Origin of the sequence: Pseudomonas sp. MS646 (assembly GCF_036693845.1) — a bacterium.
GTDB classification, from domain to species: Bacteria; Pseudomonadota; Gammaproteobacteria; order Pseudomonadales; family Pseudomonadaceae; genus Aquipseudomonas; species Aquipseudomonas chlororaphis_E.
In genome coordinates this window covers 4,676,167-4,699,471 of sequence record NZ_CP144763.1, presented here as the reverse complement: position 1 = coordinate 4,699,471, position 23,305 = coordinate 4,676,167, and the positions used below count along the sequence as shown (strand labels likewise).

14 protein-coding genes and 1 tRNA gene are annotated in these 23,305 nt (G+C 62.1%); 12 read left to right on the top strand and 3 right to left on the bottom strand.

The genetic code is table 11. The features are described 5' to 3' along the window. Window positions 1-26: 26 nt before the first annotated feature. Complete coding sequence (locus tag V3H56_RS20530) at window positions 27-353, bottom strand: Arc family DNA-binding protein (protein WP_003178899.1); 327 nt, start codon at window positions 351-353, stop codon at window positions 27-29. A gap of 525 nt (window positions 354-878) precedes the next feature. On the opposite strand from V3H56_RS20530, the gene V3H56_RS20525 reads away from it, so the two are divergent. The 12 genes from V3H56_RS20525 to V3H56_RS20470 all read left to right on the top strand — a co-directional run bounded on the left by V3H56_RS20525 (window position 879) and on the right by V3H56_RS20470 (window position 21,927). Continuing rightward, window positions 879-955: transfer RNA gene (locus V3H56_RS20525), tRNA-Arg, on the top strand. 280 nt (window positions 956-1,235) lie between these two features. Beyond that, window positions 1,236-3,017, top strand: coding sequence for a ShlB/FhaC/HecB family hemolysin secretion/activation protein (locus V3H56_RS20520; protein ID WP_047736555.1), 1,782 nt, complete (start codon window positions 1,236-1,238; stop codon window positions 3,015-3,017). Window positions 3,018-3,026: 9 nt separating this feature from the next. Next, window positions 3,027-3,545, top strand: coding sequence for a toxin-activating lysine-acyltransferase (locus tag V3H56_RS20515; protein ID WP_042728505.1), 519 nt, complete (start codon window positions 3,027-3,029; stop codon window positions 3,543-3,545). A gap of 47 nt (window positions 3,546-3,592) precedes the next feature. Beyond that, window positions 3,593-12,670, top strand: a complete 9,078-nt coding sequence (locus tag V3H56_RS20510; protein WP_338473824.1) for a hemagglutinin repeat-containing protein — start codon at window positions 3,593-3,595, stop codon at window positions 12,668-12,670. Next, window positions 12,671-13,567 (top strand): PoNe immunity protein domain-containing protein, encoded by an 897-nt coding sequence (locus V3H56_RS20505; protein WP_042728503.1) that lies wholly within the window; start codon window positions 12,671-12,673, stop codon window positions 13,565-13,567. A gap of 61 nt (window positions 13,568-13,628) precedes the next feature. Beyond that, a complete protein-coding gene (locus V3H56_RS20500; protein ID WP_042728502.1) occupies window positions 13,629-14,225 on the top strand; it encodes a DUF1629 domain-containing protein in 597 nt (198 codons plus the stop codon). Window positions 14,226-14,409: 184 nt separating this feature from the next. Next, a complete protein-coding gene (locus V3H56_RS20495; RefSeq protein WP_234407984.1) occupies window positions 14,410-15,324 on the top strand; it encodes a hypothetical protein in 915 nt (304 codons plus the stop codon). 74 nt (window positions 15,325-15,398) lie between these two features. Further along, the gene (locus V3H56_RS20490; protein WP_042728501.1) at window positions 15,399-16,295 is read left to right on the top strand and encodes a PoNi-like cognate immunity protein; all 897 of its coding nucleotides are present in this window, start codon (window positions 15,399-15,401) and stop codon (window positions 16,293-16,295) included. 320 nt (window positions 16,296-16,615) lie between these two features. Continuing rightward, complete coding sequence (locus tag V3H56_RS20485) at window positions 16,616-18,223, top strand: tetratricopeptide repeat-containing response regulator (protein ID WP_042729807.1); 1,608 nt, start codon at window positions 16,616-16,618, stop codon at window positions 18,221-18,223. After that, window positions 18,216-18,908, top strand: coding sequence for a HAMP domain-containing sensor histidine kinase (locus V3H56_RS20480; RefSeq protein WP_042729806.1), 693 nt, complete (start codon window positions 18,216-18,218; stop codon window positions 18,906-18,908). The genes V3H56_RS20485 and V3H56_RS20480 overlap by 8 nt, the downstream gene beginning before the upstream one ends. Before the next feature lie 333 nt (window positions 18,909-19,241). Then, window positions 19,242-20,483, top strand: a complete 1,242-nt coding sequence (locus V3H56_RS20475) for a glutamine synthetase family protein (protein ID WP_185057643.1) — start codon at window positions 19,242-19,244, stop codon at window positions 20,481-20,483. A 70-nt stretch (window positions 20,484-20,553) separates the two neighbouring features. Next, complete coding sequence (locus V3H56_RS20470) at window positions 20,554-21,927, top strand: MFS transporter (RefSeq protein WP_338473823.1); 1,374 nt, start codon at window positions 20,554-20,556, stop codon at window positions 21,925-21,927. Between the two features lie 60 nt (window positions 21,928-21,987). Here V3H56_RS20470 and V3H56_RS20465 read toward each other — a convergent pair whose 3' ends face one another. Both V3H56_RS20465 and V3H56_RS20460 read right to left on the bottom strand, forming a co-directional pair. Beyond that, window positions 21,988-22,734 (bottom strand): flagellar brake protein, encoded by a 747-nt coding sequence (locus tag V3H56_RS20465; RefSeq protein ID WP_042729803.1) that lies wholly within the window; start codon window positions 22,732-22,734, stop codon window positions 21,988-21,990. Window positions 22,735-22,826: 92 nt separating this feature from the next. Then, the gene (locus tag V3H56_RS20460) at window positions 22,827-23,294 is read right to left on the bottom strand and encodes a flagellar protein FlgN (protein WP_042729802.1); all 468 of its coding nucleotides are present in this window, start codon (window positions 23,292-23,294) and stop codon (window positions 22,827-22,829) included. Window positions 23,295-23,305: the final 11 nt, after the last annotated feature.

Here is a 23,305-nt window from a genome sequence, read left to right as displayed (position 1 = left end):
GGCTGGCTTTTGATTCATGCGTTCGATCAGGACGCGTCTGCGGCCATCTCTGCGTCATGGGCAATCAGCGAAACGAGGGCGTTTTGCTGGCGGTGAGAGAGTTGTCGGAAGCGTTGAAGCAACTCGCGCTCATGCAACGACAGCTCCGGGCTGTCCAGGCGCATGCTCAACTCTTCACCCAACGCGCCTTCCTGGATCAGGCTTTGCTCAAGGCGCGCGATGATTTCAGAGTTCATGCTGCGGTGATGATTGCGAGCCACCTCGGCAATGCGTTCCCGCATTCCGTCTGGCAGACGTACGACGAACTTGTCAGCCGTACGGCTGGAATAAATTGCCTGTTTCAATGGGCGCATATATTTAACCGGTTAGTTCAGGGGAGCGGTTCTCGGGATTGGCCGCAGGATGTCGATAGGACAAGCTCCAAAGCCAAATGTTCAACCTGAATCGTTAAGAGGCCCGCATCATGCCTCAAAATTGCCAGATCATTGGCGCCAATTCTGTGACAAATTCTGATCCGCGTAAAGGCGTTATGCCAGTACCCTTCGTCAAAAAATGCGGACTGGTTGGAAAAATCAACAGGTCAGGATGTGTGACCGCCGTATCGTGTCGTTGTGCCATACCGTCTGGCGGATAACCCGCCTGGTACAAAAAACACGCACTGTCCTTGTCTTGTATAGGATAGTGGCAATTGGCCGATTTACTAGGTTAAACCGCTCAAGGACGGATGAATGGCGACTGCCATTCAACGCTTGGAATCATCGAAGCGGGCCCGCCGCACCATTTGCCTACACTTAAAAACAGCGACGACATGACAAACGCAGGGCAGGTCGCTAACATGCACGCCGTTCCGCGCACCGCGTTTCTCGCGGTCGACTCGTGTCTCAGTAGCTCAATTGGATAGAGCATCCCCCTCCTAAGGGGAAGGTTGGCAGTTCGAACCTGCCCTGGGACACCATTACTTCAGCCGGCCTCCTGCCGCATCCCCCTTCTTATATTCACATGATCGATTGGCGTGACGTCGCCTCAGCACGGCCTTCCTGCGGCCCGGTGCTGTGAACCAGTGCCCATTTTTTCGGCTGTGTAACAAACGTGTGTGCCTGGTGCGAAACTTTCTCACCTGATGGCAATCTGACCGTCTCGGTACGTTGTAGGAAACTTCCTAATTACGCGCCTTTTTGAGGGGCATCAGTGCCGATGCTCACCGTATTCCTGGACTCAAGCCACAAGGATGTGTCATGCGCGCAGCCGCACCCTGCCGAACGCGTCAATCACGCACTGCTCGTCGCCCTGTCGACGGCGCTCGTTCTTCTTCACCCAACGCCCAGCGGCTTGCGCTGCTGTTGCTGGCCGCCTGGACGGTGGGGGCGGGGAGCCTTGCGCAGGCGGCTGGGCCGGAGGAAGAGTTGCTGCGTCAGCGTGAGCGTGAGCGGGTGCTGCGTGATCAGTTGGAGTCCCGGCCGGATGTGCGCCTGCAAGCGGCACCCGTCGCGGAAGGTGCCGATCGCCTGCCCGCCAAGGAAAGCCCCTGCTTCGCCATCGATGACATCCGGCTGATTGGCGAGGCGTCGGAAAAATTCCAATGGACCTTGCGCGCCGCCAACCCCAAGCATGACCCGGCCATCGGGCGTTGCCTGGGGGGCGCCGGGATCAACCTGACGATGAAGCGCATGCAGAATGCGATCATCGAGGCTGGCTATGTCACCACTCGGGTGCTTGCCGAAGCCCAGGACTTGAACAGTGGCGTCCTGGTGTTGACCCTGGTGCCGGGGCGCATCCGCGAGATTCGCTTCCAGGAGGGCACCAGTTCCCGGGCCAATGCCTGGAATGCGATGCCGGCCAGTCCCGGCGACTTGCTCAACCTGCGGGACATCGAGCAGGCGCTGGAAAACTTCAAGCGCGTGCCGACCGCCGAAGCCGATATCCAGATCGCACCGGCCCGTGCCGCCGACGCCAAGCCCGGTGAGAGCGACGTGGTGATTGCCTGGACCCAGCGGTTCCCGGCCCGCGTCAGCCTGTCGGTGGACAATTCGGGCAGCAAGACCACCGGCAAGTACCAGGGCAATGTGTCGCTGTCCCTGGACAACCTGCTGTCGCTCAACGACCTGTTCTACGCCAGCGTCAACCACGACCTGGGTGGCGGCGAGTCCGGCCATCGCGGTTCCGATGGCAACACCCTGCATTATTCGCTGCCGTTCGGTTACTGGCAGTTGGGTTTCACCACCAGTGAATACAACTACGAACAGTCCGTCGCCGGCGCCAACCAGACCTACCAGTACCGTGGCGAGAGTCGTAACAACGAACTGCGCCTGTCACGCCTGCTGTACCGCGACGCCGTTCGCAAGACCACCGCGTGGGGCAGCCTGTGGACGCGCTCTTCGGAGAACTTCATCGATGACACCGAGATCGGCAACCAGAAACGGCGCATGGCCGGCTGGCAACTGGGGCTGAACCATCGCGAGTTCATCGGCGCCTCGATTCTCGATCTGGGCGCTGCCTACCGCCGCGGCACCGGGGCCCATGACGCGCTCAGGGCACCCGAAGAAGATTTCGACGCAGGCACTTCACGCTCGCAGATCATCACTGCCGATGCCCAGTTGCAGGTGCCGTTCCAGGTCAGCGACCAGCGCCTGCGCTACATCGGCGGCTGGCGCGCGCAATGGAACCGGACGCCGCTGGTGCCCCAGGACCGCTTCTCGATTGGCGGGCGCTACAGCGTGCGGGGCTTCGACGGGGAAAACATTCTGTCCGCCGACCGTGGCTGGACCCTGCGCAACGAAGTCGGCCTGTTTTTGGGACAGACCGGCCAGGAGCTCTACACCGGCATCGACTATGGCGAAGTCAGTGGTCCTTCCAGCGAGTTCCTGATCGGCAAGCGCCTGGCGGGGGCCGTGGTAGGTCTGCGGGGCGGCTACAAGGGCCTGTCCTATGACTGGTCGTTTGGCACGCCATTGAAGAAGCCCGATGGCTTCGAAACGGCCAACGTGACCAGCGCGTTCACCGTCATCTGGTCATTCTGAGGTGATCCCATGCAGTTCGAGACGCTAGACATCATTGCCCCCGGCTTGATCGATGAGCCCTGGAACGAGGCTGCCGTGTTCGGCTCGGCCACCTGGCTGTGGATGCATTCCAAGGCTCACCGCGATGCGCCGTTGCACAGCTTGCCGACGTTGTTGTTGCCGGCCCTCAAGCATCGCCAATTCGTGCTCGCCAGCGAACAGGGAAAACCGGTGTTCTACCTGTCCTGGCTCAACCTCGACGCGGCCACCGAGCAACGCTACCTAAGGCAATCGCCACTGACCCTGACAGAAGCCGACTGGAACAGCGGCGAGCGCCTCTGGCTCAACGACTGGGTGGCGCCGTTCGGCCACACCGGCGTGGTCACCCGCCTGCTGCATCGACAGTTGTTCGCCAACCGGTGTGGGCGTGCGCTCTATCACCGAGGCGAGGAACGCGGCCTGCGGGTCAAGACATTCCAAGGGATCGGTGTCATCCCTGAACAGGCCAAGGCCTGGTTTGCCGCTCACCCGCTGGCAGTCGCACCGTAACGCTAACCCCGAGTTAATTGCGGGCCAGAACCGCAAATGGAATTGCCATGAACAAGCACCTGTACCGAATCGTTTTCAACAAGGCTCGCGGACTGCTGATGGTGGTGGCCGAGAATGTCACCAGTCAGGTCAAGGCTCCGGGGACCCGTAGCGGCCCGACGCCGGGACCGGTGGCCTGCGCGGCGACGCTCGGGCCGTTGCGCTTTGCCGTGATGGCGGCGATCGGATTGGTGTCCTTGAGCGTGGCGCCTGCCTGGGCCGCGACCATCGTGGCGGATCCCGGCGCGCCGGCCGGCCAGCGTCCCGGTGTGATCGAAAGCGCCAACGGTACGCCCCAGGTGAATATCCAGGCCCCCAGCGCGGGGGGCGTTTCGCGCAATACCTACAGCCAGTTCGACGTCGACAACCGTGGCGTGATCCTCAACAACGCCACGACCAACAGCCAGACCAAACTGGGCGGCTGGATCGAAGGCAACCCGATGCTGGGCAATGGCAGCGCGCGGGTCATCCTCAACGAAGTCAATTCCGCCAACCCCAGCCAACTGCGTGGCTATGTCGAAGTCGCGGGCCAGCGCGCCGAAGTGGTGATTGCCAACCCGTCCGGCATTACTTGCAACGGCTGCGGCTTCATCAATGCCGACCGGGCGACCCTCAGCACCGGTCGGGCGCAGTTGGAGAACGGACGCATCAGCGGCTACACCGTACAGGGCGGGACGATCAACATCGAAGGCAAGGGCCTGGATGCTCGCGAGACCGACTACACGGACCTGATCGCTCGTAGCGTGCAGGTCAACGCCGGGGTCTGGGCCAACGACCTGAAGGTCACGACCGGACGCAACCAGGTCAACGCCGATAACACCCAGGCCACGCCACTGCCCGGTGACGACGGGGAAAAGCCCAGCGTGGCCATCGACGTCGCCAAGCTGGGTGGCATGTACGCCGGCAAAATCATGCTGGTGGGCACCGAGTCCGGCGTGGGTGTGCGCAACGCCGGGCAGATTGGCGCCATGGCCGGTGAAGTGGTCGTCAGCGCCGACGGCAAGTTGCAGAACCAGGGCGCGATCAGCAGCGCCACCGCGACCCGTATCAAGGCCACCGAGGTCGACAACAGTGGCACGCTCTACGCCAAGGACGACTTGACGCTCGACAGCACCGGCGACATCGACAACAGCGGCACCGTTGCCAGCCAGAACCACACGACGCTGACCGCCCGCAACATCCGCAGCACCCAGGCGTCCAGCGTGGCGGCGGGTGTCGGCGCGGACGGCAAGCTGGTCGGCGCGGGCACCCTTGCGCTGCGGGCCGGCACGGTCAAGGCACAAGGGCAGAACCTGGCGTCCGGGGACGTCAGCGTCGCCGCCGCGGACCTGGACCTGAGCGGCAGCCAGACCCAGGGGCGCAATGTCACCCTGACCGCCAGCACGGGCGACGCCAATCTCGCCGGCAGCCAGGTCGATGCCACCCAGGTGCTGAGCGCAACGGCGGCCAAGACCCTGCGCACCGGCGCGGCCAAGGTCAACGCCGGCAACCTGCAATTGAGCGCCCGGAACATTGCCAACACCGGCGGTGAGTTGATCCAGACCGGCACCGCAGACACCTCGATCAAGGCCAGCGCGACCCTCGACAACCGCGACGGGCGCATCGCCTCCAATGCCGACAACCTGAAGCTGGGCGCCAGTCGTCTGGACAACGGCAAGGGCAAGGTCGAGCACGCCGGCAAAGGCACCCTGGATATCCAGGCCAACCAGTTGGCCGGTGGCAAAGGCAGCGTGGCCAGCAACGGCAAGGTGACGATCAAGGCCACCGACGTGGTGGTGGACGATGGCCTGACCCAGGGCCAGCAGATCACGTTCGACACCCAGACCCTGTCCAACCAGCGCGGACAGATTCTGCAGACCGGCGCGCAGCCCTTGCAGGTGACCGCCCGTGAGCGCTTCGACAACCAGGACGGGCGCGTCAGCAGCCCCGGCGCGGTGAACCTTGATGTCGGCACGCTGAACAACCAGGGCGGCAAAGTCGTCGCCACCGACGGCGGGGCGCTGACGGTGACCGCCGGCCAACGGATCGACAACAGTTCAGGCACCCTGGCCGCCAGCGGCAACGCCCAGGTGAAGGGAGCCCGCCTGGACAACAGCCAGGGCACCGTGAGTGCCGGAGGCGAGTTGCGGGCGACGTTCGATCAGTTGAACAACATCGGCGGCACGATGGCCGCCACCCAGCGCATGGAGATCATCGCCGGGCAATTCAATAACACCAATGGCGTGCTGGGCTCGGTGCAGTCCGGGCTGCGGGTCAGCGTCTCCGGCGATGGGCTGAATAACAGCGGCGGGCGTCTTGAAGCGCTGGGTGACATCACGCTGTCGGCCCTGGGCCTGAACAACCAAAGTGGCGTGATCAGCGGCGGCGCCCTGGACCTGGACAGCCACGGCAACCGAGTGGACAACAGCCAGGGCACGCTGAACGCCACCGCGACCCTCGACCTGCGCAGCGGCCAATTGCATAACGCCGCCGGCTTGATCCAGGCCAAGGGCAAGCTGCTCATCGACACCGGCAACCAGGCGCTGAACAACCTGCAGTCGGGCACCACCCAAGGGATCAGCGGCCAGGACAGCGTCGAAATCCGCACGGCCAGCCTCGACAACAGTGCGGGTTTCCTGGGAGCCAAGGGCTCCCTGTTGCTCAAGGCCACCGACCTGGGCAATGGCAGCGGCGGCCAGATCATCGGCGAGAAAACCGTACGGGTCGAAAGCGCCCGGGTGGACAATCGCGGCGGTCAGTTGCAAGGCCTCGGCGATGTCCAGATGGTGCTGGGGGAGACGCTCAATAACCAGGGCGGGTTGATCCGCAGTGCAGGAACGCTGGACGTGAGCGCCGACGTGCTCGACAACGGCGGCACCCGAGGCACCCAGCAAGGCCTCGAAGGCCGCGCCATGAGCCTGGCGGTCAATACGCTTTCCAACCAGTCCGGTGCGATTCGCGCCGACCAGGGGCTGAGCCTGGGGATCAGCCAGGCGTTGAACAACGAAGGCGGGCTGATTTCCTCCGGCGCCGGCTTGAGCATCAGCGACCGTGACCCGGCGCAACGGCGCCAGGCCGTGCACAACCAGGGCGGCACCTTGCTCGCGGGCAGCCTGCTGTCGCTCAATGCGGCCTACTACGGTGGCACCGGCAGGGCCCTGAGCCTGGGTGACCTGACATTCAGGCTGCAAGGCGGCCTGGACTTGAGCGGCCAGATCCAGGCCAACGGTCAGGTCGACCTGAGCACCGAGGGCGCCTTCAACAACAACGGGCAATTACTGGCCGGCAACCTGCTGACGGTCCGCGCGCAGACGCTGGACAATGCCGGCAGCGGCGAGATCAGCGCCGGCCAGGTTCGCCTGACCGTCAACGACAGCCTGACCAACCGTGGCCTGATCGACGGCCAACAAGTGCGGGTGCAGGCCCTCTCGCTCAACAACCTGGGCACGGGCCGGCTCTACGGCGACCGCCTGGCGATCAGCGCTTCGACGCTGAACAACCGGGACGAAAACGGCATCGGCGCGACCATCGCCGCCCGCGAGTCGCTGGACATTGGCGCCGGTAGCCTGGACAACCGCGAGCAGGCCCTGATCTTCAGCGCTGGCGACCTCGCCATCGGCGGCGCGTTGAGCGCGGCTGACAAGGCCCAGGACCGCGCCCAGATGCTGACCAACGCCAGCGCGACCATCGAGGCCCTCGGCAACCTGTCGCTGAACGTGCAAAGCGTGCGCAACACCAACGAGCATTTCAGCACCCGGCAGGTGGAGGTCAGTCGTACCGCCTTGCAGGAATTCCAACTCACCGGTTCGACGAACCGCTACCAGGGCAACCAGGTTTCGGTCAGCAGCGACGAAGTGCTCTACCTGGCCACCCCCGAAGGCCGCGAGGACAACTGGAACCGCTACGACTACACCCGGGTGGTGGCGGAGACCCAGATCGCCACCTCGGCACCGGCGCAGATCCTCTCCGGTGGGACGATGCAGATCAGCGCCGGCGACGTGCTCAACGACAAGAGCCGGATCATTGCCGGCGGACTGCTACAGGCCGACATCGGCAGCCTGACCAACACTGAGCTGACGGGCCAGCGCACCACCACCGACAGCGGCACCGCCACCCACTTCTATCGCATCCAGCGCAAGGGGCGCGACCGCCAGGGCACGGCCGTCACAGACTACACGCCGGCGCCGATGATCCAGGACATCACCCTGCAACCGACCGTGTTCGCCGAGAACACCGCGGGCAACGGCACCGGCACCCAGATCGCCGCGCGCGCCACCCAGGGCGTCACCGAGCAGGTCGCCGCCACAGGCGCGGTCAACGCCACGGGCAGCCGTACCCACCAGGTCGCGCCGATCGTCCAGGTCGCCGCCCAGACCACCCTGAACAGTAAAGGCGTGGCTGAGCAGATCCGCAGCGGCGGGCCGTCCCTGGCGTTGCCGAACAACAGCCTGTTCAACACCAACCCGCAGAACACCGGCGGCTATCTGATCGAAACCGACCCGCGCTTTGCCAGCTACCGCACCTGGTTGTCCTCGGACTACATGCTGCAACGCCTGCAAGTCGACCCGGCCCTGACCCAACAGCGCCTGGGCGACGGTTTCTACGAACAGAAGCTGATTCGCGAGCAAGTGGCGCAACTCACCGGCCGACGTTTCCTCGATGGCTACGCCAATGATGAACTGCAATACCGTGCCCTGATCGACAACGCCGTCACTGTTGCCAACCAATGGCAATTGGTGCCCGGCGTGGCGCTGACGTCCGAGCAGATGGCCCAGCTGACCAGTGACATCGTCTGGCTGGTGCAAAAGCAAGTGACCCTCCCTAACGGCGACACCCGCAACGTGCTGGTGCCGCAGGTCTACGTGCGGGTCCAGGAAGGCGACCTCAACGGCTCCGGTGCGCTGATCGCCGGGCAGCGCCTGAACCTGAACATCGCCGGCGACCTGGTCAACAGCGGCAGCCTGGCCGGGCGCAGTGTCATGGCGATCACCGCGCAGAACATTCAGAACCTGGGTGGGCGTATCCAGGCCGACAACGCCTCGGTCACCGCCAGGGACAACCTCAACAACCTCGGTGGCCTGATCGGCGCCGTGGACAACCTGTCGGTGAAGGCTGGGCAGGACATCAACGTCATTTCCAGCAGTCGCGACAGCAGCAGCGCCCAAGGTACCCGGACGCAGTTGTCACGGGTGGCCGGGCTGTTCGTCAGCGGTGCCCAGGGCACGATGAATGTCAGCGCCGGCAAGGACTTGAATCTCACCGGGGCCCAGGTCGTCAATGCAGGCCAGGGCGGCAGCACGTCGCTGGAGGCCGGCAACAACCTCAACCTTGGCACCGTGGGCGAGGCGCATCAGCAAGCGTTGACCTGGAACAGCAGCAACTGGCGCAACGACGCCAGCCAGACCGAAGTCGGCTCGCTGATCCAGGGCCAGGGCGATGTCCGCCTGAGCGCGGGCCAGGACCTCAACGCCCGCGCCGCCCACGTGACCAGCGAGCAGGGCGCGGTGTTTGCCGAGGCCAAGCGTGACGTCAACCTCACCACGGCCCAGAACTACCAGTTCGCCGACGAAGCGCACAAGGTCAAAGGCAAGAGTGGGTGGTTCTCCAGCAAGACCACCACCACCCGTGACACCGTCAGCCAGACCCAGGCCGAAGGCTCCACCCTGAGTGGCGAGCAGACGTATGTGCAGGCCGGTCGAGACATCAACCTGAGTGGCAGCAACGTGGTCTCCACCACCAAGACCATCCTGGTGGCGGACAACAACGTCAACATCGAAGCGGCCACCGCCAGCAGCAGCGAACGCCACGACAAGACCGTCAAGAAAAGCGGCCTGTTCAGCGGCGGCGGCATCGCCGTGACCCTCGGTACTCAGAAACAGAGCGTCAAGGACCTCGCCACGGAGCACACGGCCGTGGCAAGCACCGTGGGCTCGACCACCGGCGATGTGCTGATCGAAGCGGGCAAGGGTTACCGTCAGGTGGGCAGCCAGGTGTCGGCGCCCCAAGGCAACATCGACGTCACGGCGCAGACCATTGATGTCGTCGAAGCCCGTAACACCCGTGAACGCGAGCGTGAAACCCTGTTCAAGCAAACCGGGTTCACCCTCACCGTGACCAACCCGGTGATCAGCGCGATTCAAACCAACCAGCAGATGAAACGGGCCTCGGAGAAAACCGACGACGGACGCATGAAGGCCCTGGCCGCCGCGACCGCCGTGCTGGCGACCAACAACGCCGCCACCGCCGTGGCGATGGACCCAGGCTCGGCCGGCGGGATCAACATCAGCCTGTCGCTGGGCACCAAGAAAAACGAAAGCACCACTACCTACACCAGCGACAGCGCGGCCGGCTCGACCATGACCGCCGGCAACGACATCCGCCTGCGTGCCACTGGCGCGGGGGCGGCCAGCGACATCACCGTGCAAGGCAGCGATATCAAGGCCGGACGCAACGCCAGCCTGCTGGCGGACGGCGACATCAACCTGCTCGCCGCCCGCAATGTCGACAAGCAGGAGACCGACAGCAAAGGCAGCAGCGCGAGCATCGGCATCGGCTTTTCCCTCGGTGCTCGCAACGGTTTCACCCTGGACCTGGGAGCGTCCGGCAGCCGTGGCCAGGCAGACGGCGATGGCCTCACCCACACCAATACCCATGTCCAGGCGGGCAACCAGTTGCTGCTGTCCTCGGGCGGTGACACAAACCTCAAGGGCGCGGTGGCCAGTGGCAAACAGGTACTGGCCGACGTCGGCGGCGACCTGAACATCGAAAGCCTGCAAGACACCAACACCTACGTCGTCGATGAGAAGAGCCTGGGTGTTGGCATCAGCTTGTGTGTCCCGCCGTTCTGCTACGGCATGAGTTCGGTCAACGGCATGAGTGGCAGCTTCGGGGCCACGGACATCGACTCCAACTACGCCAGCGTGATCGAGCAATCCGGGATCAAGGCCGGCGACGAGGGCTTCGACATTCGCGTGGGCGGCAACACCGACCTGGTCGGCGGGGTGATCGCCAGCAGCGACAAGGCGGTGCAGGACGGCAAGAATCGCCTGGTCACCGCCAGCCTCACCAGCCGCGACATCAAGAACAAGGCCGAGTACGACGCCAGCTCCGTCAGCGTCGGGGGCGGCTATCGCGAAGTCGGCAAGGACCAGCAAGGCAATGCCACCAGCGGCGGCACGCAAACCCCGGGCACCGGGCTGCCGCAGAACGGCAATGAGCTCAGCGCCACCATGCCGATTGCCATCAGTGCCAGCGACGACGCCAGCAGCGTCACCCGCAGCGGCATCAGTGGCGGCACGGTCGTCATCACCGACGATGCCGAGCAGCAGAAGCGCACCGGCAAGAATGGCGAGCAAACCGTCGCCAGCCTCAATCGCGACGTCTCCAGCGATCGCGATACCAGCAACACGCTCAAGCCGATCTTCGACGAAGATGAGATCCGGGCCGGTTTCGAGATTGTCGGCGCGTTCGCCAACGAAGCCAGCACTTTGCTCGCCAACAAGGCCAAGGAGGTCGATGCCAAGCGCAACCAGGCCGAGAAAGACAGGGCCAAGGCCCTCGATCCGAATGCGAACCTGACCGATGCCGAGCGGTTGGCGTTGCTCAACAACTCCCAGCGACTGACTGTCGAAGCCCGCGGTATCGCCGACAAGTGGGGCGCGGGCGGCACCTACCGCCAGATCACCACCGCCCTGGTGGGCGCGGCCAGCGGCAACATCAGCGGCAGCAACGGCGCATTCGTCCAGAGCCTGGTGGTCAACTACGTGCAACAGCAAGGCGCGGGCTACATCGGCGACCTGGTGGCGGACGGCAAACTCACCGAAGGCTCGCCGCTGCATGCCGCGCTGCATGGCATCGTTGCCTGCGCGGGCGCCGCGGCCAGCAGTCAGAGCTGCGGCAGTGGCGCAGCGGGCGCGGCGGCGTCGAGCCTGCTCACCGGCCTGTTCTCCGAAGCCAGCCCCAACGAAAGCGAAGCCCAGCGCGAAGCCAAGCGAAACCTGATCGTCAGCCTGGTCACCGGGCTGGCCGCGAGCAGCGCCTCGCTCGACCCGGCCACCGCCAACAGCGCGGCTGGCGCGGCGGTGGACAACAACTGGCTGGCGACCCAGCAACTGGTCCAGGCCGAGAAGGAATACAGCGCAGCCGATGGGCTGGCGGCCAAGGCGCAGGTGATCGCCAAATGGGCGTACATCAACCAGAAGCAAGACGTACTGACCCGCTTCGGCGTGGGCAAAGGCCTGGTGCAGGCGGGATGGAGCGACGTCGAAGGCCTGGCACAGTTCCTTCTTCATCCGATTGACGGAATCAACGGACTCAAGGCCCTGATCAACGACCCCGAGGCCCGCAAGCAGTTCGGCGATGGCATGGTCAATGAACTCAACGCCAAACTCGATCGCGTCAAGGATGCCCTGGAAAATGGCGGCGACGACCGCGCTGTTCAGTTGGGCCAGGACCTTGGCGAACTGGTTTGGCAGGTGGGTAGTATTGCGACGGGGGTTGGCGGCGCCGCCAAAGGTGGCGTGGCGCTGGCGAAGGCCGGGATCAGGGTCGGGGCCGAAGGGCTTGAGGCGATGGCTGGCCTGGCCAAGTTCGACAAGCTGGTCGCCCGTGGCGGGCAGTTCAACCCCAATGGCACGCCGCTGATGGATTTCCGGGCGTTGACCAACGCGCAGAAGAGCATCATCGGTGATGTCATGGGCGGCGAGCGGATCAAATCCCTGGTGCCGGGTGCCGAGAAAATCGGCCGAGCGCCGGACATCGGGCAGACTGGTATTGATGACCTGTACAAGGTCAACAAGCCGGGTGTGGATTACCTGATCGTGGAGTACAAGTTTGGTTCGTCTGCGTTGAAACCGACCAAGGATGGTTTGCAGATGAGCGATAGCTGGTTGCAGGGGACTGCCACAAATTATGATCGTATTCTGGAGTCGGTCAGTGGTAACGGTGGAATGGCGCAAAGTATTGAAAACGCCTTGCAGGCTGGGCGGGTGGAAAAATGGTTAGTACATACCGACCCTTTTGGTAATGTCACAGTGGGTGTACTGGATGCCCGCGGAAAGTTTTTCGCTGACCCAGTTGCAGCGTCCAAGCTTCTAGGAAACAAGTAGATGATCCGTGCTCCTCTTGGCAATGTCAGTTATTGGAATCAGGTCGTCGAGGACAATGACGGCTATCTCCTGGAATCTCAAAGAATCATGAGGGAACCTGCGGGTAACCCGGATTACGCGCCGCAATACGCCTTCAACACTGCAAAGAAACATTGGCACCAGATCCTGCGTCGCTACAGCGCTGGCAATCCTATAGCTGATTTGTCGCGCTACTTTCCGGGCTTGCTTGATGCCTGGGAAGAGGCCGAACGCCTGGGTGCATCGGTCTGGACACCTGAGCAGCAATTCACCCGCCACAGCTGGCGCGTCAACTATGACCATTACATCGTCTGCTTCTGGCTGGTGGGCCTGGGGTTGGCGCTGGAGATTCCCGATGATCAATGGCGAAGGCTGCTGGCCCTTATCGGCAACGAAGGCGAGGACGTGTTGCTCGACCGGGTCATCGCGAGTCGCAGTCCCGAGCGCAAAGTGGGGGCCGTTCTCCTTTATCCCAAACCCTATGGACGACTGCTGGCGGCAGTGGATGCGCCGGTGGAGACGCAGGCTTCCAAGTTGGAAGCGTTCGTCAGTCATTGGTATCAGGAAGTCCGAACAGGGGCGAAATCCGGCTCCGATCCCCAGGCAGTCAGTTACAAGCATCCCTACTGGTACACCTATGGCGACGAGAATTTTGAAGGTGGCGCATATTTCGGTCGCTGGTGCGTGGAAGCCGTGGCGGCGGTGAAGGCTTTTGGGCTGGATGATTCACAGTGCCTGGGGCTTGAGCATTATCCCGGGGATTTACTCCGACCCGACGGCCCGAGTACACACCCGCTCAGGCAGGACGCTGAAGCGCCTATTGCGGTGGTTGTTGAGAATAAGGTTGGTTTTTGGTCGAAGTTGTTGGGGCGTCGTTAGCGGTTTCGAGCAGGTTTACAGGCCCCTTTTTCAGTTAAGCAACGACATGCGATGAGCTGAAATGAAGTATTACTTGTTGCGGGAAGATGTGCAGTTTCCTGAACGCTGGTATTTGGGAGATATAAAGCACTGCAACAACTGGCTCTTCATCGACCCCCCTTCTGAGTACATGGAGCCGTGTACCTACACCCTTGAGGTTCTTGAGGAAGGTGGGAGTCTGGATTTTTCCTTGGCTGGCTATGCCTCTGTGCCGGTTTTGAGTGAAAAAGCCAGGGATGCATTGTTGGGCTTTCCCGATGTTGATGAACCGTATATGAATGTCGTGCTCGAGCCTGTGTCGGTTGCAGGCGAGCAAGCTCATGGTCGTTACTATGTGATGATTGTCGAGACCCAATTGGATTGCGTAGACGAATCACGCTCCGCTTTCAAAAAATATGAGGTCAATGATCCCGTACGACCTGATCGAGCTGGCGAATACAGCGTTTTTCTGAATCTTGTCATTGATCCTGCCAAGGCCCAGGGAAAACATATTTTTCGTATCAAGAAACACTTGGGAGCATTGATCGTTAGCGAGGATGTGAAGCTTCGGCTGGAGCGTGCGGGTCTCAGAGGCATGCTATTGGAGGGGGTGAATGGTGAGGGTGAAGTTATTTGCTGATGGGATGAAGCTTGACACCATCCTTTTGTGCGAGGGAGCAAGTGGACTTGCCCCTACCAAACCGGACACCAACTCCCCGTTAATTGATGCTGCCGCCAAGCGCCTGAACTTAGGCAATCACCTGAAAGTGTGAGCGGAAATTTGATCGGCGTTGATTTGAAGGGAGAAGTACTAAGAGTTTTCCTTGGGCACGCAAGACGTTTTTGAGTTACATGGGAACCGCACTGAAATGGAAAAAATCAATACTCTGCTTGAACAGCATCGACGTTGGCTATCCCAGTCGGGAGACATGACGGCTCAAGAGCTTGCCTACATTGATGAGGATCTGGCTAGCGACTCGTTAGGTGGATTGGACAACGTGGCTGATTCGTTGGGGATGCTGGCGACCTACTACGGTGTTCAGGGAGAAGTTGCTATTAGTGATCGAGATCCCGCTGGCTGGGAGCACGTCTCGCGTTCGATGATGTACCGTTATTGGGCCCTGATGCTCAAAGCGAAGGCTTTCTCCAAGACGAGTTTTCTGCAAGGCGTCAAAACTGTCCCCAATTTGACTAATCAATTGAGCCTCGCTGGATGCCTATTGGCAGGATTGATAGTGGCTGATCGTCGAGACCTGGCCGCCTCCGTAGCCGATGTTTTGGCCGGGATGCTGGCTATCAATGGCGCTGTCGATGCTAGCTATCTTGAACAGCGTCGATTCGAACCTTTCATGCTCTGGCTTTATTCAGTCTATTCGCAAGGAGAGACGCTTCCAGAAATTAAGTCGATGAATTTAGGTGTTTATCAAGAGGTGATAAACGAATGGAGTAATGAGCAAGGGCTCGCTCAAGCGCTGGAAAAACTATGTAAGTATCATCTCTCCAATTTTGAGGACAGCGGTGGGGCGTGGGACCCTGAATTCAAATATGCGCCTTTCGATCTGCTACCTTTAGAGATTCACGCAATTTTTCGTGTGCGACAACAATTAGGTTTGACTACGCCAGTTGTGTCGAGTCCTTTGTTATTCGCCGAAGCTGCCGAGTTAGAGAGCGTGGGCATCATTTCTGATCAGCTTGTTGAGCGGGTGGAGGCAGCCTACGAGGGTTTCTTCGTACTTTAGCAGCGAGAGTGGTTACTGGTTCCTAATTTAAATGCCAGAAATTTCCACGATATTGGGTTGTGAAGGAAACTTAAATGGTTCGGGCACCACTGGGAGATTCCCGCTACTGGTCTGAATGGGTTGCGTATGGTGACGAACGCATTGCCCGAGCGCTGGAGAACGCGCGGGCCCCGGCACGCGATCCCGACTACGCGCCGCAGTACGTCTATACCATTGCCCAAGACCACTGGCACCAGATGCTAAGTCGCTACTCTGCCGGATGCCCTGTCGCCGACTTGCCTCCTTATTTCCCTGGGCTACTCGATGCCTGGGAAGAGGCCGAACGCCTAGGTGCATCGGTCTGGACCCCTGAGCAACAGTTCACCCGCCACAGCTGGCGCGTCAACTATGACCATTACATCGTCTGCTTCTGGCTGGTGGGCCTGGGGTTGGCTCTGGAGATTCCCGATGATCAATGGCGAAGGCTGCTGGCCCTTATCGGCAATGAAGGCGAGGACGTGTTGCTCGACCGGGTCATCGCGAGTCGCAGTCCCGAGCGCAAAGTGGGGGCCGCTCTCCTTTATCCCAAACCTTATGGACGACTGTTGGCGGCGGTGGATGCGCCGGTGGAGACGCAGGCTTCCAAGTTGGAAGCCTTTGTCAGTCACTGGTATCAGGAAGTCCGAACAGGGGCGAAATCCGGCTCCGATCCCCAGGCAGTCAGTTACAAGCATCCCTACTGGTACACCTATGGCGACGAGAATTTTGAAGGTGGCGCATATTTCGGTCGCTGGTGCGTGGAAGCTGTGGCGGCGGTGAAGGCTTTTGGGCTGGATGATTCACAGTGCCTGGGGCTTGAGCATTATCCAGGGGATCTACTCCGGCCCGATGGTCCGAGTACGCATCCGGTAAGGCAAGAGATCGTGCCACCTGCGCCAGTGGTCGCGGAGACTAAAGTGGGATTTTGGGGAAGGCTGTTGGGACGTCGCTAAGTGACGATCTGACGAGCAAAGCCGGGCATGGCACTGCCGTTTCAGCGAATCCAAAGTGGGCACGCTGTGGCGAGGGAGCTTGCTCCCGCTGGGCTGCGCAGCGGCCCGACAAGGCAAGGGCCGCTTCGCGCCCCAGCGGGAGCAAGCTCCCTCGCCACGGATTCCACTGGGGGCTGCCAGTTCCTTCTGGCGGACTGGCATTGGCGCCTTTCTCGCACTAAACCTCTCCCATACGATCGGTTAACGGAACGCCACTTGCGGCCGATAAGCTGATGAGCACCCGTTTGGGCGCATCTTTTTTACTTGCCTGGACATCCTCGATGCTGGCGTACCACCAAAAAAGTTTTCTGATCGTCGATGATTTCTCGGATTTCCGCAGTTCGATCCGCTCCATGTTGCGTGAGCTGGGCGTCAAGGACGTGGATACCGCCGACACCGGTGAAGTGGCGTTGCGCATGTGCTCGCAGAAGCGCTATGACTTCATCCTGCAGGACTATCACCTCGGCGACGGGCGCAAGAACGGTCAGCAGGTGCTTGAAGACCTGATGGTCGAGAAGCTGATCAGCCATGAAAGCGTGTTCCTCATGGTGACCGCCGAGACCAGTCAGGCGATGGTGCTCAGCGCTTTGGAGCATGAGCCCGACGCGTACCTGACCAAGCCGTTCAACCGCTCCGGCCTGGCCCAGCGGCTGGAACGGCTGGAGCAGCGCAAGACTTTGCTCAAGCCGATCCTCCAGGCGCTGGATCGCGAAAAACCGTTGGAAGTGCTCAATGCCTGCATCGCCCTGTGCAAGCAGGATCCGCGCTACGGGCCGCTGTGCCTGCGCTATCGGGCCGACGCGTTGCGCGACCTGAACCAGAACGAAGCCCTGGAGCGCCTGTACAACACCATCCTGGCCGACCGTCCGCTGCCCTGGGCCTATGCGGGCCTGGGCAAGTTGCTGTTCAAGCGCGGCCAGGTGGCGCAGGCCAAGGAGGTCTACGAAAAGGCACTGAAAACCTTTCCGATGATGCCGGCCTTGTACGACGGCATGGCCGATGTGCTGGTGGCCGAAGGCGACACGAAACAGGCGCAGCGGGTGCTGGAAGAGGCGGTTCGCCTGTCGCCCCTGGCGGTGCGTCGACAAGCGCTGCTGGGCAAGCTGGCGATGACCAACGAAGACTACGACACCGCGTCCAGGGCCTATCGCCAGGCGGTCGGGCAGGGCGCGCAGTCGCGCTTCAAGGATCCGGAGACCAACCTGGGCCTGGCTCATGCGTTGATCAGCAAGGGCAGCGAAAAGGGCCTCGATACGCGCACGCGGCTGGAGATCAACACGACCCTCAGCGCCGTGGCGAAGGAAAACCTCAACGACCCGGGCCTGCAGGTCCGGGCGCGCCTGATGAAAGCCACGAGCCTGCTGCTCAACGATGCCGAAACCGCCGAGAAGCTCACCGAGCAGGCCTTGCAGCGCCTCGACGGCATGGAGCAGTTCATGAGCGCGGAGGCGGCCTTGTTGGTGGCCAAGCAACTGCAAATGCTTGGTCAGGCCAGCGCCGGCGAGTCGATGCTCAAAAACTGCGCGGAAATCTACGGCGATGACCCGACGGTGATGCAAGGCATCGCCAAGCTCACCGACGACCCGAACATCCTCAACCAGGGCAATGCGGCGGCCGAGCTGAACCGCGAAGGCGTGCGCGTCTACAAGACCGGCGCCTTGCCGGAGGCGCGGGAGCTGTTCCGCCGCGCCCTGAAGATGCAGCCGAAGAACATCAGTATTGCCCTGAACATGGCGCAGTCCCTGCTGCACGGCACCGATACCAGCGTGGAATCGGAACTGCTGCAGGAGTGCCGCGCTTGTCTGAAGCTGGTGGGCATGATGCCCGACACCGACGCGCGGTTTGCGCGTTACCAGAAACTGCGAAGCAAGGCGTTTGGCGATGAATGACAGCGAACAGGCACTCGATTTTTCCACGGTGATCGCGTCGACCGTGCATGACATGAAGAACTCCCTGACCCTGCTCATGCAGGCGCATGCGCAGTGGCTCGAGCGCTTGCCCGACGCCGAGCGCCAGACCCCGGAGCAGGGCGTCATGGACTTCGAATTCGCCCACCTCAATGGGTTGCTGGTGCAACTGCTGGGGCTGTACAAGCTCGGCGTCAACCAGTTGCCCCTGCATCCGGCCTACCACGAGTTGGACGATTTCATCGAGGCGCAACTGGCCGGCCATGAGGACGTGTTCCGCAGCCGCGGGATCATGGCCACCTATGAAGTCGACCCCCTCAGCCCGCTGGGCTTTTTCGACCGCGAGTTGATTGCGTCGGTGCTCGACAATTGCATCACCAACGCCATTCGCCATGGGCGCCAGGCCTTGTTGATCAGCGCGAGCGATGAGGCCGGGCAGTTGGTGCTGACCATCAACGATGACGGCGAGGGCTATCCGGCCGAGATGATCGAACGCCAGGCTGAGTACGTGCAAGGCATCAACCACAGCAGCGGCAGCACCGGGCTGGGCCTGTACTTCGCGGCGCGTATCGCCGGGCTGCACCAGCGCGGCGGCGTGAGCGGGCGAACCGAGATCGCCAATGGCGGTGTGCTGGGCGGCGCGGTGTTCCGGATCTACCTGCCCTGAGGCATTCCTTGCGCATAACCCCTCTGTGGGAGCGAGCTTGCTCGCGAAGGCGGTGCATCAGTCGCTACGCAAAGGCTGACAGACTGCCTTCGTGAGCAGGTTCGCTCCTACGGTGTAGGCTGTGTATTTTCTGACGGTTTTTATTCGTCCAGCCTGCTTGATATTCCGAACAGCCGAAGCCTATTTTGTACGGGTTGCCGTTCGCGGCTCGCATATAACAAGGATTGCGTCATGACGACCGATGGCCAGTGTTCACTCGCGCAGCGATTGACGGGCATTGATGAGATTGAATGCGTTACGCCGGATTTGAACGGCGTGCCGCGAGGCAAGGTGATGACCGCCGAAGGGTTCCTCGAGGGCCGACGGTTGCAGCTGGCGCGGGGGGTGCTGCTGCAATGCATCATGGGCGGTTACCCGGCGGCGCGATTTTACGGCAGCGACGACGGCGACCTGGCCCTGGTGGCCGACCCGCAACAGATCCACCGCCTGCCCTGGAGCCAACAGCCTCGCGCCCTGGCGATTTGCGATGCCGATGAGCTGACCGGTGAAAGCTCAAGACTTTCCACGCGCGGCCAACTCAAGGCCGTGATCGCGCGTTATGCCGCCCGTGGCCTGGCGCCGGTCGTGGCGACCGAGCTGGAGTTTTTCGTGTTCGCGCCCAACCCGGACCCGACCCAGCCGTTCCAGCCGCCGCTGGGCCTGGATGGGCGACGCGAGGACGGGCATTCGGCGTTCAGTGTCAGTTCCAACAATGGCCTGCGACCTTTCTTCAATGAGGTGTACGCCTGCATGGCGGCACTGGGCCTGCCCCGCGATACGTTCATGCACGAAATGGGCGTGAGCCAGTTCGAGATCAACCTGCTCCATGGCGACCCGCTGCTGCTGGCCGACCAGACTTTCCTGTTCAAGCACCTGCTCAAGGAAGTGGCCCTCAAGCATGGGCTGATCGTGGTCTGCATGGCCAAGCCCCTGGCGAATACGCCGGGCAGTTCGATGCACATCCACCAGAGCGTCGTGGAACTGGGCAGCGGTCGCAACGTCTTCAGTGACGAGGCTGGCGAGCCGACGGCCACTTTCCGGCATTTCATCGGTGGGCAACAGGCCGGCCTGGCCGACTTCACCGCCCTGTTTGCGCCGAACGTGAACTCCTACCAGCGCCTCTACCAGCCGTGCGCCTCGCCGAACAATGCCTGCTGGTCCCACGACAACCGTTCGGCCGGGCTGCGGATCCCCGCCAGTTCACCGGTCGCCCGTCGGGTCGAGAATCGCTTGCCCGGGGCGGATGCCAACCCGTACCTGGCGATCGCCGCGAGCCTGGCCGCCGGGCTGCATGGCATCGAAAATCGCCTGGAGCCCAGCGAGGCGATCCAGGGTGAATTCGACGTGCCGGATAATCTCTCGCTGCCATGTACCTTGCATGCCGCGTTGGAGCGTCTGAAACGTAGTCATCTGGCGAAGGAACTGTTCAGTGAGGAGTTCATCGAAGGCTACGTTGCTTCGAAGACCCTTGAGCTGGCCAGCTTCTTCGATGAGATCACACCCTGGGAACGCCGCATTCTGGCGGCCCAGGCATAACGAATCGTTGTATCCGGGCTATCTTCAAGGGTAGCCCTTACCCCACCTCAAGGAGCCGCTCGGAACGCCGATGCGCCAAGTCTGGAAACCTTTTCGAGCGCTTTATTTCGCCTCGCTGATGATGTTGATCGGCTCGGGCCTCTTGAGTACCTACCTGGCCTTGCGCCTGGCCGCCGACCACGTGGACAGCCTGTGGGTCGGTGCGCTGATGGCGGCCAACTATTTCGGCCTGGTGCTGGGCGGCAAGATCGGCCATCGGCTGATTGCCCGCGTCGGGCATATCCGCGCCTACTCGGCCTGCGCCGGGATCGTCGGGGCGGCAGTCCTGGGCCACGGGCTGGTGAACTGGCTGCCGGCCTGGATCGTGCTGCGGATGATTGTCGGCCTCGGCATGATGTGCCAGTACATGGTCATCGAGAGCTGGCTCAACGAGCAGGCCGACGCCAAGCAGCGCGGGGTGGTGTTCAGCGGTTACATGATCGCCTCGTACCTGGGGATGGTGCTGGGCCAGTTGATCCTGGTGATCCATCCGGCCCTGGGCCTGGAATTGCTGATGCTGGTGGCGCTGTGCTTCACCTTGTGCCTGGTGCCGGTGGCGCTGACCCGACGGATTCACCCGGCGCCGCTGCGTCCGGCGCCGATGGAGCCGCGGTTCTTCATCAAGCGCGTCCCGCAGTCGCTCAGCACGGTGTTGGGCTCGGGGTTGATCGTCGGTTCCTTCTATGGCCTGGCGCCGTTGTATGCCTCCCAGCAGGGCCTGTCGACCGAGCAGGTCGGCCTGTTCATGGGGAGCTGCATCTTCGCCGGCCTGCTGGTGCAGTGGCCCTTGGGCTGGCTGTCCGATCGCTACGACCGGGCGTTGCTGATCCGCTGCTTTGCATTGGCCCTGGCAATCTGTGCGATGCCATTGGCGATCCTGTCGAGTGTGCCGCTGGAAGTGCTGTTCATCTCCGGGTTCTTCTGCTCGCTGGTCCAGTTCTGCCTGTATCCGCTGGCGGTGGCGTTCTCCAATGACCACGTCGAGGCGGATCGGCGAGTGTCGCTGACGGCGATGCTGTTGGTGACCTATGGCGTCGGTGCCAGTATCGGGCCGTTGGTGGCCGGGGTACTGATGAAGCTGTTCGGCAGCCACATGCTGTATGCGTTTTCCGCCTTCTTCGCCTTGATACTGGTGTGGCGGATTCGGCCGAAAGCGGTCACCAACCTGCACCAGGTCGACGACGCTCCGCTGCACCACGTGGCCATGCCCGACAGCATGTCGAGCTCGCCGCTGGTAGCGTGCCTTGACCCTCGGGTGGATGAGCAGGTGGTGCAGGAGCAGATGCAGGCGCCGGCCGCATCGGACGTTGAGCCCGAGCCTGAGCCCGAGCCTGAACCGGTTGCAGAAGCCGAAGCGGCCGATGACGAGCCGCAGGCCCCCAGCTTTACTCAAGCCAGGCCGTAATCGCGCATAAAAAAACGGGCAGTCACCGCAAGGGGCTGCCCGTTTTTTTAATGCGGCGGATCAGAGATCATCTTTGTCGAAACGACGGGCTTCGCGCTGGAGCTGGTAGACGAACCGCTCGACCTGGCGCTGCACCAGGCCGCTGATGTTGTGGAAGCGCACGCCAGCGAAGGTGGTGTTGATCCTTTCTTCGAAATGCAGGTAGCGCAATTCGACCGGGGCCGTCATGTTGCCGAAGGGCAGGGCAGCGATGAAGCGCTCGTAGACCTGGCCCAGTTGCAGGCGTTCGGTGATGTCGCCGTCAAAGCGCAGCTTGCAGCCGGTGGCGGAAATGTCCAGCAACTTGCCGTTTACTGCCGCCTTGAGCTTTTCGCCGCCCAGTTCGACGTCCACCAGTTGTGCCAGCTTCAGGGCGGCACGAAAGGCGTTGCGACGTTGATGATAGACCACTTCGTCAGGCAGGGCGCCGCGGTAGCAGCGGCCGTCGCTGGTGTCGCTGATGGTCAGCGGGCCGTTGCTTTCCCAGGCGATGCGCACGCCGTCGTGGAAGCCCTCGACGCGAAATGGCTCGCCCGCCAGCAGGAACCGTTCACCGTCCCGGGGGATCATTTCGTCGAGGGCGAGGGAGTTGTTCTCGCGGTTCACGTCCACCAGGTAGCTCTGGAAGCGTTGGGTGCGTTCGTGGAAGGTGATGATCAGCGGGTCATGGCTATCTTGCAGCATCCGCAGGTTGCCGGAGATTTCCAGGGGCGTGGTAAGGACCTTGGGCGGTTGCGGAGCATCATCCGCGTTTGAGGCATTGAACACGGTGGGTCAATCTCCAGGCAAAATACGACTACAAAGAGCCAGCATTTTGCCAGCATGTATCGCGCGTTGATAGAGCGCCGGCATGGTTCGTTTCATGCCTGGCTGAGCGGGCGGTGCTTGACCATCTTGGCGGTCGAACCGCGAGCGTCATACAGCGTCGGGATTTCACCGCCATTGAGGATGCGCAACTGATTGGCGGTGGCGGCCTGCTGGACCTGGATCGACTGGCCATTGCGCGCGTTGGCGGCCTGGCATTGGGCGAGCAGGTCAGTCAGGACAGCGCTCTGGGCGAGGAGCTGGTCGCCGATCGACGACTGGCTGGCCAACTGCTCGAGGCCGTCGGGGCTGGCGGGCAGGTTGAGGCTGGCGAGGATCTCGCTGCGCTTGCGGCCATGCTGGTCGAGCAAAATGATCAATGCCTGCTTCTGTGCCAGGATGTTTTCCAGCAAGGGCATGTCGCGACCGTGCAGCGCCAGTGATTCGGTCTGCAGCAGTTCCAGCAATTGTTGCGCTGGGACAAAGTCGTCGATGATCAGTTGCAATAAAGTCGTGTCGTGCATGGCTGGCCTTA

What these genes read in the sequence shown, in the direction of transcription:
- V3H56_RS20480 (WP_042729806.1), top strand. Translation starts at nt 18,216, where the DNA reads ATGAATGACAGCGAACAGGCACTCGATTTTTCCACGGTGATCGCGTCG.
- V3H56_RS20530 (WP_003178899.1), bottom strand. Translation starts at nt 353, where the DNA reads ATGCGCCCATTGAAACAGGCAATTTATTCCAGCCGTACGGCTGACAAG.
- V3H56_RS20505 (WP_042728503.1), top strand. Translation starts at nt 12,671, where the DNA reads ATGATCCGTGCTCCTCTTGGCAATGTCAGTTATTGGAATCAGGTCGTC.
- V3H56_RS20485 (WP_042729807.1), top strand. Translation starts at nt 16,616, where the DNA reads ATGCTGGCGTACCACCAAAAAAGTTTTCTGATCGTCGATGATTTCTCG.
- V3H56_RS20520 (WP_047736555.1), top strand. Translation starts at nt 1,236, where the DNA reads ATGCGCGCAGCCGCACCCTGCCGAACGCGTCAATCACGCACTGCTCGT.
- V3H56_RS20510 (WP_338473824.1), top strand. Translation starts at nt 3,593, where the DNA reads ATGAACAAGCACCTGTACCGAATCGTTTTCAACAAGGCTCGCGGACTG.
- V3H56_RS20515 (WP_042728505.1), top strand. Translation starts at nt 3,027, where the DNA reads ATGCAGTTCGAGACGCTAGACATCATTGCCCCCGGCTTGATCGATGAG.
- V3H56_RS20475 (WP_185057643.1), top strand. Translation starts at nt 19,242, where the DNA reads ATGACCGCCGAAGGGTTCCTCGAGGGCCGACGGTTGCAGCTGGCGCGG.
- V3H56_RS20460 (WP_042729802.1), bottom strand. Translation starts at nt 23,294, where the DNA reads ATGCACGACACGACTTTATTGCAACTGATCATCGACGACTTTGTCCCA.
- V3H56_RS20500 (WP_042728502.1), top strand. Translation starts at nt 13,629, where the DNA reads ATGAAGTATTACTTGTTGCGGGAAGATGTGCAGTTTCCTGAACGCTGG.
- V3H56_RS20490 (WP_042728501.1), top strand. Translation starts at nt 15,399, where the DNA reads ATGGTTCGGGCACCACTGGGAGATTCCCGCTACTGGTCTGAATGGGTT.
- V3H56_RS20470 (WP_338473823.1), top strand. Translation starts at nt 20,554, where the DNA reads ATGCGCCAAGTCTGGAAACCTTTTCGAGCGCTTTATTTCGCCTCGCTG.